Source organism: Lacipirellula parvula, from assembly GCF_009177095.1.
Classification (GTDB): domain Bacteria; phylum Planctomycetota; class Planctomycetia; order Pirellulales; family Lacipirellulaceae; genus Lacipirellula; species Lacipirellula parvula.
This window is the reverse complement of sequence record NZ_AP021861.1, coordinates 5,250,221-5,263,787: the sequence shown is the minus strand read 5'-3', so window position 1 is coordinate 5,263,787 and position 13,567 is coordinate 5,250,221. Positions and strand designations below refer to the sequence as shown.

General features: G+C 62.2%; 10 protein-coding genes. 8 read left to right on the top strand and 2 right to left on the bottom strand.

The genetic code is table 11. The features are described from left to right. The first annotated feature begins 13 nt into the window (after positions 1 to 13). The 6 genes from PLANPX_RS20640 to PLANPX_RS20615 all read left to right on the top strand — a co-directional run bounded on the left by PLANPX_RS20640 (position 14) and on the right by PLANPX_RS20615 (position 6,455). Positions 14 to 1,612, top strand: a complete 1,599-nt coding sequence (locus PLANPX_RS20640) for an efflux RND transporter periplasmic adaptor subunit (protein WP_152100555.1) — start codon at positions 14 to 16, stop codon at positions 1,610 to 1,612. A 59-nt stretch (positions 1,613 to 1,671) separates the two neighbouring features. Further along, positions 1,672 to 2,367, top strand: a complete 696-nt coding sequence (locus PLANPX_RS20635; RefSeq protein WP_152100554.1) for an ABC transporter ATP-binding protein — start codon at positions 1,672 to 1,674, stop codon at positions 2,365 to 2,367. Positions 2,368 to 2,370: 3 nt separating this feature from the next. Beyond that, the gene (locus tag PLANPX_RS20630) at positions 2,371 to 3,681 is read left to right on the top strand and encodes an ABC transporter permease (protein ID WP_152100553.1); all 1,311 of its coding nucleotides are present in this window, start codon (positions 2,371 to 2,373) and stop codon (positions 3,679 to 3,681) included. Positions 3,682 to 4,108: 427 nt separating this feature from the next. Next, positions 4,109 to 4,909 (top strand): lysophospholipid acyltransferase family protein, encoded by an 801-nt coding sequence (locus tag PLANPX_RS20625; RefSeq protein ID WP_152100552.1) that lies wholly within the window; start codon positions 4,109 to 4,111, stop codon positions 4,907 to 4,909. Positions 4,910 to 5,433: 524 nt separating this feature from the next. Further along, the gene (locus tag PLANPX_RS20620) at positions 5,434 to 5,703 is read left to right on the top strand and encodes a flagellar biosynthesis anti-sigma factor FlgM (protein ID WP_152100551.1); all 270 of its coding nucleotides are present in this window, start codon (positions 5,434 to 5,436) and stop codon (positions 5,701 to 5,703) included. Between the two features lie 248 nt (positions 5,704 to 5,951). Beyond that, entirely contained in the window at positions 5,952 to 6,455 is a 504-nt protein-coding gene (locus PLANPX_RS20615) for a Fur family transcriptional regulator (protein ID WP_152100550.1), read from the top strand. 72 nt (positions 6,456 to 6,527) lie between these two features. Here PLANPX_RS20615 and purB read toward each other — a convergent pair whose 3' ends face one another. Together purB and PLANPX_RS20605 are read right to left on the bottom strand one after the other, a co-directional pair. After that, positions 6,528 to 7,955, bottom strand: coding sequence for an adenylosuccinate lyase (purB, locus tag PLANPX_RS20610; protein ID WP_152100549.1), 1,428 nt, complete (start codon positions 7,953 to 7,955; stop codon positions 6,528 to 6,530). Between the two features lie 327 nt (positions 7,956 to 8,282). Beyond that, positions 8,283 to 9,701: an HD domain-containing protein gene (locus PLANPX_RS20605; protein WP_232536204.1), complete on the bottom strand. Its 1,419-nt coding sequence runs from the start codon at positions 9,699 to 9,701 to the stop codon at positions 8,283 to 8,285. Between the two features lie 226 nt (positions 9,702 to 9,927). On the opposite strand from PLANPX_RS20605, the gene PLANPX_RS20600 reads away from it, so the two are divergent. Beyond that, positions 9,928 to 11,715 carry a PQQ-binding-like beta-propeller repeat protein gene (locus PLANPX_RS20600; RefSeq protein ID WP_152100547.1) on the top strand — a complete coding sequence of 596 codons (1,788 nt, stop codon included), beginning with the start codon at positions 9,928 to 9,930 and terminating at the stop codon, positions 11,713 to 11,715. 106 nt (positions 11,716 to 11,821) lie between these two features. Then, complete coding sequence (locus tag PLANPX_RS20595) at positions 11,822 to 13,522, top strand: VWA domain-containing protein (protein WP_152100546.1); 1,701 nt, start codon at positions 11,822 to 11,824, stop codon at positions 13,520 to 13,522. Positions 13,523 to 13,567: the final 45 nt, after the last annotated feature.

The window sequence follows — 13,567 nt, the reverse complement described above, 5'->3', positions numbered from 1 at the left end:
CGCAACGATCATCATGAAGCAGTTACAGGCGGATCTGCAAAACTCAAAGTATCATCCCCGTGCACGGCATGTCGCGCACCGCCGCGGCTATGTGCTGTGGGTGGTGCTCGCCCTCGTCGCACTGGTCGCCGTCGCTGGCTGGTCGTACTGGGGCGCCGGCGATGGTCGGCCCAAAGATTACAACATCGTGCTCCACAACGTGGCGCGCGATGATTTTACGCTCACGGTTACCGAGCGCGGCGAGGTCGAGTCGGCCGGCGTCACCGATGTGATCTCCGAGGTGAAGGCGAAGAACACGCCGGGCCTCAGTATTCTCCGCATCGTTCCTGAGGGAACGGTCGTGAAGAAGGGCGATTTCCTCGTTGAGCTCGATTCCTCGGCCCTACGTGAAGAGCGCACCGCCGAGCAAATCCTCGTCAATACGGCAGCGGCCCTGGTCGTCCAGTCGCGAAACATCTACGAGACCGCGCTGATCGCGAAAGAGGAGTATCTCAACGGCACCTACGTGCAAGAGCGGCAGACGATTGAGAGCGAGGTGTTCGTCGCCGAAGAAAATCGTAGCCGGGCCGAGGAGTACCACGAGTTCAGCAAACGGCTGGCCGCGAAGGGATACATCAACCAGCTGCAGTTGGAAGCCGACAAATTCGCCGTCGAGAAGTCGCAAAAGGAACTCGACGCCGCGAAGACGAAGCTCAATGTCATCGACAACTACACCAAGGCGAAGATGCTCAAGACGCTGGAGAGCGACATCGTCATCGCGAAGGCGAAGTGGGAGTCGGACAAGAACAGCTTGGAGCTGGAAGAGGGTAAGCTTAAGGAGATGGACGACCAGATTGCCAAGTGCACGCTGGTCGCGCCGAAAGACGGCACCGTCACCTACGCCCACAATCGCGAAAACTGGGGAGGCGACGAGTTCGTGGTAAAAGAGGGCGCCGTGATTCGCGAACGGCAAGCGGTGATTCGGCTGCCCGATCCCGCCAAGATGCGTGTGGCGCTCAACGTCAACGAATCGCTCATTCAGTACGTACGCCCCGGCATGCCGGCGACGATTTCGCCGATCGGCACGGGCGGGCGGGCGTTGCGCGGCAGCGTCGACAAGATCAACCAGTACGCCGAGCCGGGCGGCTGGCGGAAGGCGAACGTCAAGGAATACAAAGCGCTCGTGACGATCGACGACCCGGGCGCTGAGCTTCGTTCGGGGATGACTGCGTCGGTGACGATCCGCTGCGAGGAGATTCCCGAGGCGATTCAGGCGCCCGTGCAGGCGGTCTACGCTCACGGCAAGGACTACTACGCGTTCGTGTTCAATAACGGCGATTGGGAAGCGCGGCCGATTAAGGTCGGGCCGACGAACGACAAATTCTTCGTGATTGAAGAAGGACTGGCGGAAGGGGATCGCGTTGCGATGAACCCGCGGGCTTATCTCGATCAGGTCAAGCTGCCGCAACTGGCGCCTGAGAGCAAGCAGCAGGTCGTGAAGCTGACTCCTGAACTGCCAGCGGCGAAACCGGCGGCAGGCGGCGACGCAGCCGTGGCGTCGAAGAACGAAGCGCAGCCGAAGCCCGCCGCCGAATCAGGCGAAGCCACGACGACCGAACCCACGGCCGGCTAGGGCGTGAAGAGCGCCGTTATCGACTCCCCATTCCACATTCCACATTCCCCATTCACTGAGTGCCCGCCACCGCCACCCTCGCCGCTTCGATCCGCGAACTCCGCAAGGACTACGTCCTGTCGGGCGAGACGGTTCACGCGCTGCGCGGCGTCTCGTTCGACGTGCCGGAGGGGGACTACATCTCCATCATGGGGCCGTCGGGCTCAGGGAAAAGCACGCTGCTCAACCTGCTCGGCTGCCTCGATCGCCCCACGGCCGGCAGCTTCCTGCTTGGTGGCGAAGACGTCGCTCAGATGAACGACGATCAACTCTCCGAGACGCGGGCCAAGCGGATCGGCTTCGTCTTTCAGTCGTACAATCTGCTGCCGGCGCTCACGGTCGTCGAGAATATCGAAATGCCCCTTTACTACGGCGGCCGGCTCGATGGCGATACTCGCGACCGTTGCGTGGCACTTGCGAAACTCGTTGGCCTCGGCAACCGGCTCGATCACCGCCCGTCGCAGCTTTCCGGCGGCCAGCAACAGCGCGTTGCCATCGCCCGTAGTTTGGTAAACGACCCGCGGTTTATGCTCGCCGACGAACCGACCGGTAATCTCGACTCGGTGATGACCGCCGAGATTCTCGATTTGCTCGCTTCGCTAAACGCCGAAGGGCGGACGATCATCCTCGTGACGCACGAAAACGAAGTCGCCGAGCGAACCTCCCGTACAATTGTCCTGCGCGACGGCCACATCCTCACGGACGAGAGACGGTAAGCGATGACGCGCTGGTGGCGAACGCTGAAGCTCTCGATCAAGAGCCTGCTGCTCCACCCGCTTCGCTCTGCGCTGACGGTGCTCGGCATTTTCATCGGCGTCGCGGGCGTTATTTGGCTGCTTTCGATCGGCGAAGGGATCGGCCGCGCTGCGGAAGAGCAGATCGCCGGGCTTGGCGCCCGCAACATCATTGTCCGCACGATCAAGCCGTCGGCCGACGAGGTGCAAGACGCCGGCTACGGGCTGACTCGCGACGATTACATTCGCCTGCTCGCCACGGTGCCGACGATCGACAAGGCGATCCCGATCCGCGAAGTCTCGCGCGAGTTCCGCCATGGCACCCGCAAGTTCGAAGGCCGTTGCGTCGGCTGCACGCCCGACTACGCCGAAGTGACGCGACTCGTGCCGAGTTTGGGGCGGTTCCTCACCGACGGCGATCTGATTAACCAGAGCAACTTCTGCGTGCTGGCGGCCGAGACGGCTGATCGCCTCTTCCCGTACGGCGATCCGATCGGCCAGACGATCATGGTCGACGAGCACTTTTTCGTGGTCGTCGGCGTGATGAAGTCGCGGGCGCCCTCGGCTGGCATTGGCGGCTCCGTCGCGGCTGAGGATTTCTCGCGCGACGTCTACATCCCGATCACCACCATGGAGACCCGCATGGGCGACATGGAAGTGGTGATGAAGCCGGGGCAGTTTCAGCGCGATCTCAAAGAGTTGAGCCAGATTACGATCCAAGTGAAGGATCGCGATCTCGTGCTGCCAACTGTCGACGTGGTGCGCGATACGATTGCCCGCAATCACACGCTGGCCGACTACGGCGTCACCGTGCCGCTCGAACTGCTGCAGCAGGCCCAAACGACGCGGTTGATGTTCATGCTGTTTCTGGGGCTGATCGCCGCGGTGTCGCTGGTGGTCGGTGGCATCGGCATCATGAACATCATGCTCGCCACCGTCACCGAGCGGACCCGCGAGATCGGCATCCGCCGCGCCCTGGGCGCCAAACGCCGCGATATCACGCAGCAGTTCCTCGCTGAGGCGGTCGTCTTGTCGGTCGTCGGTGGCTTGCTTGGCATCATCGGCGGGCTCCTGTGCCGGCCGATCTCAATCCTCATCCGCGGTCGCCTGCTCGAATGGTTCCCCGAGCAGATGTCGACGCTGCCCGAGGTCGTCCGCACCGTGGAGCCGATGATGGTTTCCTGGTCGATTCCGCTGGCGTTCGCGATCAGCGTGATCGTCGGCGTGACCTTCGGCGTCTACCCCGCGATCCGGGCGGCTCAACTCGACCCGATCGAAGCGTTGCGGCACGAGTAATACTCAGCGTTGGCTCTAGTAGCCCGCTGAGCACTTCTGATTGAACCGCCAAGGACGCCAAGTGCGCCAAGGAAATACGGAAAGGGGTGAACCACAACGGCACGGCGGGCACGACGAAAGACGACAAAAGTTAACTCACCCTTTCCCACTCATCCTGTATTTCTTTGCGCCTCTGCGCCTCTGCGCCTTTGCGTGAGATCTTCCTTAGAAAACAAAAAGTTCACGCAAAGGCGCGAAGGCGCAAAGGAGATGCAGGGAAGGGGGCTCCCCACTCGGCGTCCTCAGCGGCCAATCTTCCCCGTCCCCGGTGGCGGGCGTCCTGGGCAACCGCTACTGGTTGTGGTAGCCTGCGGCCCATGCCGTTTGTCGAGTTTTCGATCCGCTGCCCCGGTCCGATCGCGATTGTTCGCGGCGTAGGGGGCTGCGCGTGCTGAAACGTTGGTGGACGGCTTTGCGGCTCTGGTTTCGTCTGTTCGCGTTCGTCGTGGGGACGATCTTCTTCTGGTGCTGCATGGAGGTCAACTTCCTCCTCCATCGCCGCACGCCGCGGATCGACCTTATCAATAAATGGGTTCCGCGCTGGGCGAAGACGCTGCTGTGGTTTTTCGGCATCCGCGTCGAGGCCCGCGGCCCGCACGCCGACCAGGGCGAGGTCTTTCCTGGCCGCGATGCCCGCGGCGTTGGCCGGATCTTCATCGCGAACCATCAGTCGGGCGTCGACATCCCCGTGCTGCTGTCGGTAATTGCCGCGCACGCGATCAGCCGGCATGACTTGGCGAATTGGCCGCTCATCGGCGCCGGCGGCAGGCGAATCGGCACATTGTTCGTCGACCGCGAGTCACGCCGCAGCGGCGCCGCTGTGCTGCGACAAATCGCCGACGCCCTCGCGGGAGGCGAGGGGATTCTGATGTTCCCCGAAGGAACGGCATTTCCCGGAAACGGCGTTCACGAGTTCAAGTCGGGCGCGTTCAACGCCGCCCAGCGTAGCGACGCCGAAATCATTCCGATCGGCGTCGCCTACGGGGATCCAGCCGCGTACTACTTCAAAATACCGTTCCTCGATCACATGAAACGTATCGGCAGCTGCCGGCGGCTGCGGGTGGCGGTCGAGTTCGGATCGCCGCTACTGCCTGGGGCGGAGGGCTCGCTTGAAATGAAGGACCACGCCCGGAATGTGGTCGAGGCGTTGGCGGAACGTGCGAAGCAACGGCTTGAAGTAGAGGCTTAGAAGGCTGCCGCAGGTTCTCTTCTCCCGCCTCGCCAATCTGCCCAAACTCGCTGCCAAATCATGTCGGCGGAAACGCCGTTTGTAGAAATGGTACGCTGGGTTCACCGTCAAGCGCGACGTCTCCATCCGCCGAAAAGTCTCAACCCGTCCCGCTAGCGTGCGAATCGTGCGGAAAAAGCGGCCTGCGATCATTCTGGCGCCGGTCTCACTGTCACATTCCACGCCCTAGTCGCAGACGGTATAGGAGTTGCTTAAGTACTGATCCGACGTTCAACGATTTCGGTCGACTGCTAGCACCGAGGTCGTCGATGAATGGGGTACCAACGCTGAATTCAGCCGGAAATTCAATCTCCTCTCCAGGCTGACATTGAGCGATCGGACCAATCTCGTACACAATGACTTTTCAGGCATCGACTGGGCTCGCCGGATCGAACTCAACTCGAACCGTTGACGCCGCCTGATCGAATGCCGCCCGGCTGCTGCCGGCAGACCTAACGACGCTCGCTGAGCGAGGAACACAAATCATGCAAATTTACGGTGCTACTCAACTTCACGGTGCTCAATCGCTGCAAGGCCCGCACTGGAACCGTTCGACGACTCCTGCGTCGAGCACCCAGGCGGCCGACACGGTGGAATTTTCGGCGGCGGCCGAAGCGGCCCTCAGTGCTGCTGACGGCGGCGACTTCCGCGCCGACCTCGTGGCTCGTGTGAAGGCTCAGATTGCCGACGGCACGTACGACACCGCCGACAAGATGGCGATGGCGTTCGATTCGATGCTGGACGAACTGGCGTAAGCGGCGGGGCTAAACGCTCGCGGCGAAGTGTTGGGGGCTTTTCGAGGGCGGTTTGCCCCGGCAAATATGCTTGCCGGGGCGGCGTCTTGAGACTGCACGGCGGATGGGGTAGAATCAATAAGCTCCGCTGAATGACGGCGGATGTCTCTGTTTTCCGCGATTTATGCGGGTTGGTTCTCCCTGTGGTGTCTCAACTAGCTGCCGAGGATGTGGCTTCCTGAGACTGAAAGGTCTGTCGAAAGCCCGTCATGGAAGCTGATTTCGCGTTAGGCGCCGTTCAGGTCTCCAGCTCCCCCCAGGAGCGGTTCTCGGAGTACCTCCAAAGCCGCGGCAAGCGGATCACCCAGCAGCGCCGCGCCCTGATCGACCATGTGTTCGAGCGTCACGACCATTTCGACGCCGACGAGCTGATCGCTAATCTTTCGCGGACGGAGCTCGGGGATAAGGTGAGCCGGCCAACCGTCTACCGCACCCTCAACGAGCTAGTTGAAGCGGGCCTCCTCCGCCGCATGAACCTCGGCGGCCGCGCCGTTTACGAGCACGACTACGGCTACCCTCAGCACGACCATCTCCACTGCACGATGTGCGACACGCTCATCGAATTCCAGAGCGACGAGCTGCAGCGGATCCGCGACGCCGTGGGCCGCGAGCACCGCTTTCGCGTGACGGGGCACCGGCTGATCGTCAGCGGCGTGTGCCAGGAATGCAGCACGAAGCGCCACCGGCGGGCTAGCCCGCTGGATTTGGTTTAAACGCCGGCCTACCGCAGGTGCGTTTACTCCCGAGCGGTCATTCTGAGCGGAGCGGAGAATCTTGCTGCTCGCTTAAACGCGCAGTTCCGCTTTACCGGCATTAGCGTTGCCGTAGCGCTCGCGAATTGGCGCCACGACTTCCGCCAGGAATTCGTCGACCTGCTCCGCGCTGCGGCCGGTGAGCTTCGAAGCGTCGACTGCTTCCGCCAAGTCGACGCTCGCGAACGCCTTATCGCCGGCCAGTCGTTCCAGCAGGTCGTTCGAGCGGCCATGCTGCTTCACTTCGGCGGCGGCGGCTTGGCTGTGGACGCGGATCCGTTCATGGAGATCTTGCCGGTCGCCGCCCGCTTGCACCGCAGCCATGAGGATGTTTTCGGTCGCCATGAACGGCAGTTCTTCGCGGAGGTTGCGGGCGATTACCTCAGGGTAAACGACCAGCCCTTCGGCAACGTTGCGGTACAGCAGCAACACCGCGTCGACGCCCAAGAACGCCTGCGGCAGCACGAGCCGGCGGTTCGAGCTGTCGTCGAGCGTCCGCTCCATCCACTGCGTCGCGAGCGTATCGCCGGGGTTGGCTTGCAGGCTGAGCACAAAGCGGGCGAGGCCGCAGATCCGCTCGCTGCGCATCGGGTTTCGCTTGTACGCCATCGCCGAGCTGCCGATCTGCTGCTTCTCGAATGGCTCTTCGAGTTCCTTGCGATGGGCGAGAATTCGCAGGTCGGTCGCCGCCTTGTGGGCCGACGCGGCGATGCCCGCCAGCACGTCGATCACCTGGGCGTCGACCTTCCGCGGGTAGGTTTGCCCGGTGACGGCGTAGGTCGCTTCAAAACCCATCTTCGCAGCGACGCGGCGTTCGAGTTCGCGGACCTTCGCGTGGTCGCCATCGAACAGGTGGAGGAAGCTCGCCTGGGTGCCGGTGGTCCCCTTCGTGCTGCGGGCCTTCAGTTGTTCGATGCGATGCTCGACTTCGGCAAGGTCGATCGTGAGGTCGTAACACCACAGGGCGGCCCGCTTGCCGACTGTCACCGGTTGGGCGGGCTGCAAGTGGGTGAACCCGAGCGTTGGCAGATCGCGATACTTCTCGGCGAACGCAGCGAGCGCATCGATCGTCGCCGCCAAACGCCGCGCGACGAGCTCGAGCGATTCGCGAATGAGCATCAACTCGGCGTTGCAGTTGACGTACTGGCTCGTGGCGCCGAGGTGGATGATCGGCCGCGCTGTTGGGCATTGGTCGCCGTAGGCGTGGATGTGGGCCATCACGTCGTGCCGCAACTCGCGCTCGTACTTGTCGGCAGCGGCGAAGTCGATCGTGTGGATGTGGGCCCGCAGTTCTTCGATTTGCGCCTGCGTCACCGGCAAGCCCATTTCCGCCTCGGCCTCGGCCAGCCAAACCCACAGTTGCCGCCAAGTGCTGTGCTTGCGCTGAGCGCTCCACAGTTGGCTCATCTCAGCGGAGGCGTAACGTGTTTCGAGCGGATTTTCGTAGCGATCGTGCGACATGAATCAGAGCGGGTTCGATAAAAGTAGCCGCGGGTCAACGACCCGCCGGAGCGGGGCAGAAAACGCTCCATTCTACCCGTCGTACGCGGGATCTGATACCGCCGCCAAAGTCGCTGAAATGCGTAGTTCGGCGGATTAACCACTAAGGCACGAAGGTCGCTAAGGAACACAAAGGAAGGCAAGGAAAGATCAATCACCAACTAGGGGAACGAAGCCCATGCGTAGATTGGCGTTTTCTGTCCCTTCTCACTTCTTGGTGCGTCTTAGTGGTCTTCGTGTCTTCGTGGTTTGTTTTTCTCACCGCTCCGGCGGGTCGTTGACCCGCGGCTACATGTTGGTGAGGTCATCGTCGCCGCCGCTGCCGACGAGTTGGTCGAGGACGGCGCCGATCGCCGCCCGCTGCTCGCGTGTGGCGTCCTTACGCAGGTAAACACGGCACATCCGGTGCGACACTGGCAGTTGCCGGAAGAGTTGGTCGTCGTCGAGTCGCCGCGTCGCGCCGGCGGCAGTGTAAAGGAAATTCTGCCCAGCCGTCGCTTTGCCTTCGTGCGGCCGATAGATGTGCCGCGGCAGGTCGATCTGCATTTCGATGTCGGCGATTTCGCTCGGCAGCTTGCTGCGAATGGCGTGCTCAACCATCTTCGCGTCGCTAAAGATGCTCGTTTGCTCCGAATCGCCGGTTCCGAACGTGAGGTTGCGATCGTAGACCGCTTCCCAATCGACTTGCCGTTCGAGCAGCCGTTGCCACCGCTCGCCGAGAGCCCGTTTCGCGACGTTGTCGCTCTTGTGCCAATGAGCGACGTCGACCAGCAGCGACCACTCAGTGAACGTCTTGTAGTCTTCGAGGTGCTCCAGCGGATTGCCCGGGAAGAGCATCCCTTTGCTATCGCGGAACAACCCTTCGAGCGTCTTGTCAATCGCCCGCACCGTGCGGTGGAAATAGACGGCGCGGAACAGCTCGCTCTTGGTCTGCATGAACCGCAACAGCGCGTTCAGCCCGCGATGGTGGATCGTGAGGCCGCGCTCGCTGAAGAAACTGTACCGCAGCAGTCGGTCGAGATCGTACGCCTTCGTGCTGTAGCCCGACATGAAGGCGTCTCGCAACACGAAGTCCATGTTGTCGACTGTGTAGAGGCCGCAGAACAAACTCCGCAGCAGCGCGAGCCAGCGCGGATGCTCTTGGCCGTCATGCTCGGTCGGCCGCGTGATCAGCCACGCGATTTGCTTGGGATCAATCCGTTCGTGCTCGAGCAACTCGCTGTTCGGGCAGCGGCGGATGCCGCGGAGCGTTTCGCCCAGTTCGTCGATGATGATGTGGGCGCCGAGCGTCTCGTGCGTCAGCCGAGAACCGTCGGCCTGCCGGAACGCACTCAGAAAGTGGGCGTCGAAGAAGTGTCCAAACGGGCCGTGGCCCACGTCGTGCAACAGCGCCGCCAGCCGCATCGTGCACTCGACGAACCCTCGGCTCGGCACGTCGGGGCAGACTTCTTTCAGGCTCGCGTACAATGCCTCGACCGCGCGGCTCGCCATGTGCATCGTGCCGACCACGTGCTGGAACCGCGTATGCTCAGCCGACGGATAGACCCACCACGCCGTTTGCAGCTGATGGATCTGCCGTAGCCGCTGTAGCCAGGGGTGGTCGAGCAGCGTCCGCTCGGCCGTTTCGCCCGGCTCGGCGACCGAAATGAACGGGATGTAACCGTGGATCGGGTCGTGGATCAAACTTTCGCGCTGAATGTGCTTCATGGCCGCCATTGTGCCGGTCGTTCGGCAGCCTTGCAACGCTTGCATCCGTTCGGCATATCGGCCCGCAGTCGGCGGGCGGTATATTGCTGGCTAGAGAAATCTTTCAACACAGAGGCCACAGAGAACACAGAGTTGGCCTGCGAAGGTCGGGGGCACGATCTGCTCCCAAATTCCTCCGTGTCCTCTGTGATCTCTGTGTTAAACGCATTTGAGAAGTCAGTTGCATATGAACGAACAGCAACCAAGCGAAGCGACCGCCGCCCGGCCGCGAGCGATCAGCCCCGTCATCCCGCTGGCGATTCTCGCCCTCTACTGGGGGGCGTTTCTGACGATCAACTATCTGGAACTCGCGGTCTTCCAAACGTTTCTTTACCGCCTCGCGACGACGCTCGCGCTGGTGATCGTCTTCGCCGGCTGGTGGGTGTTCAATCGCGGGGCGTCGTGGCGCGAAAAGCTCGCCATTCCGCTAGTGGCGATTGCGAGCCTCTTCGTCACCATGGCGATTAGCAGTCCAGAGCTGGAAGCCAAGCCACTCGTCGCGCCGATCATGTTCATCATTGGCGCCGCGGTGACGCTGGCGACGTTGTGGATTGCCGTTACCCGCCACGCGAGCCCCGCGACGCGGCGGCGGGGCTTTATCGCGCTGGCGATCCTCATGTGGTCGCCGCTCGCGCTCATTCGCACCAGCGGCATGAGCGGCGGCGCCCTCCCCGAAATGCACTGGCGCTGGACCCCCACGAGCGAACAGGAATTCCTGGCCTCCCGCCAACAAAAAGCCGCGACCGGTGGTCGCGGGGCTTCCTCCACCGACACCGCAACCAAACCCCTAGCAGCCAACCAAAACGACTGGACCAACTTCCGCGGCCCCAACCGCGACGCCGTCCTCCACAACGTCAAACTAAACACCAACTGGGAGCAAACGCCGCCAAAAGAACTCTGGCGGCACCGCATCGGCCCCGGCTGGTCATCGATCACCACAGCAGGTGATCGCCTCTTCACGCAAGAACAACGCGGCGATCGCGAAGCGGTCGTCGCCATCGATGCGAAGACGGGCGAAGAAGTCTGGTCGCACGAAGACCAAGCTCGATTTTCCGAAGAACTTGGCGGCGACGGCCCCCGCGCGACGCCTACGTTCGCCGACGGTCGGCTCTACACGCTCGGCGCCACCGGCATCCTCAACTGCTTCGAGGCTGCCGACGGCACGCTCGTTTGGACTCGCGACATTGCGAAAGACTCAGGCGCGAAGCTCCCCGAGTGGGGCTTCACGAGTTCGCCGCTCGTCGTCGACGGTCGCGTCATCGTCTTCGCCGGCGGCCCGGAAGATCAAAGCCTATTGGCTTACGCCGCCGCCGATGGCCAACCTGCGTGGAACGTCGCCAGTGGCGGGCACAGCTACTCGTCGCCGCAACTCGCATCGTTCGGCGGCAAACAGCAAGTTCTTTATCTCAGCGATAAGGAGTTCACCTCGGCCGATCCTGCCACGGGCAAGAAGCTCTGGGGTTTTTCAGCAGGCCACACGCGAACCGGTATGCCAGCGACGCAGCCTCACCTCATCGGTCCCGACGAAGTGATGATCGCCTTCACCGAAGCTGGCGGCACGATGCTGCTCGAACTCAAGCCTGGCGCCGAGGGCGAGGAATGGAAGATTGATTCGAAGTGGCAGTCGCGAGATCTGAAGCCCTACTTCAACGACTACGTTCGCTACGAAGACGCGGTGTACGGTTTCGACGGCAACATCTTCGCCTGCATCGATCTCAAAACGGGCAAACGGCACTGGAAGAAAGGACGCTACGGCGCCGGGCAGGTGCTGCTGGTCGCCGACCAAGGCCTTTTGCTCGTGCTGTCGGAAGAAGGGGAAGCGATCATCGTCGAAGCGAATCCCGAAGAGCTGAAGGAAGTGGCTCGCTTCCCCGTGCTCGAAGGAAAAACCTGGAACCATCCCACGATCGTCGGCGACCGACTCTATGTCCGTAACGCCGAGGAGATTGCCTGTTACGAGCTGAAGCTGCAGTAATTGGGGGCTTCCAGGCCCAAACTTCACTCTGGCGGCTTCGTGGCTATCATTCACCGGTGCTTCGGCGCCGCTTCGGTTCCACACCTAGCCCGCAGGCCCCACCGCAATGGCCAATCGCCAGACTCTCGGCGGCGTGATTCACGCCTACCAGCAGTACGACCCCAAGCGGTTTCCCAGCCCGACGCAGCCGCCGCCCGATATGACTTCGGCCGCGTTTGAGCACATGCTCATGTACGGGCAGCGGCGCGAACTCACGCCAGAGCAACTGGCTCGTGCCATCAAGATCGACCCAAGCCAAATCTCCGGTCTCGGCCCGAGCATCGACGCGCTCATCGCGATTCTGAAAGAGCGCAGGCGAAAGATTCTTGAACGCTTCGAAACGAGCCGAGTGAGCAAGGCGGCGGAGCGCGCGGTCGCCGAGGAGGCGCAGCAACTGAAGCCGCCGAAGAATCTGCGCGAGCGGTTTCACTCGGCGGTGAAGAACGAACAGATCCGCGACCTCGAACGGCTGTGGTACGCAGCGGGCAACGATCAATCGGCGTTCGCCCGCGGGCTCGTGTCGCTCATCGAAACGCTTGGCGATAAATACCTCGTCGAGCAACTCGCCGCGAAGTACGACTTCACCGGCCGCGAGTCGCTCTCCGTGCCGCAGGCGCTGCAGGTGAAGGAAGAGCTCGAAAAGATCGACGACCTCATCAAGCAACTTGAAGAGGCTCGCGAGACGGCGCAAATTGGCCTCATCGACATGGACGCCCTCGCCGAGTTCACCGAGCCGGGCGACGTCGACCAACTCAGCGCGCTGCAGCAACAGATTCAAGACTACCTCCGCGAAATGGCCGAGCAGCAGGGGCTCGAACAGCGCGGCGGCAGTTTTCAGTTGACGCCGAAAGCCTACCGCATCTTTCAAGCGAAATTGCTCGAAAAACTCTTCAGCGAGTTGGCCCCCTCGCGCAGCGGTCGGCACCAGAACAACGTCATCGGCGAAGGCGCGGTCGAACTCCAAACGACGAAGCAGTACGAGTTTGGCGACTCCGTCGCGAACATGGATATCACTTCCTCGTTCGTCAACGCCCTGATTCGCAAAGGCCCCGGCACGCCGGTGCGGCTCGATCAGGAAGACATCGAGATTCACCGCACGCGCAACTCGCCGAAGTGCGCCACCTGCGTGCTGATGGATATGAGCGGCTCGATGCGTTACGACGGGCAGTACATCAACGTCAAGCGAATGGCGCTCGCGCTCGAAGGCCTCATTCGCGGCGAGTACCCGGGCGACTACCTCCAGTTCATCGAGATGTATAGCTTCGCCAAGCCCGTGCCGCGCGGCAAGCTGATCGAACTGATGCCCAAGCCGGTGACGGTGCACGACCCGATCGTTCGCCTCCGGGCCGACATGAGTCGCGACGACGTGAGCGAGCACCAAGTGCCGCCCCACTTCACGAACATCCAGCACGCCCTGTCGACCGCGCGGCGGATGCTCTCAACGCAAGATACGCCGAACCGGCAGATCGTGCTCATTACCGACGGGCTGCCGACCGCTCATTTCGAACAACAGATGCTGTACTTGCTCTACCCGCCCGATCCCCGGACCGAAGAGGCGACGCTTCGCGAGGGGCAGCTTTGCCGTCGCGAAGGAATCACGATCAACATGTTCCTGATGCCGAGTTGGTCGCAAACGGAAGAGGACGTGCGGTTTGCCTACCGCCTCGCCGAATCGACGAAGGGCCGCGTCTTCTTCACGGCGGGGCGCGATCTCGATCGGTATGTGGTGTGGGATTACCTCAGCCGGCGGCGGGATATTGTGAGCTGATCGCCTAGGTTCTCCGTTCGATTGTGGGAGGGGTCTCCGACCCCG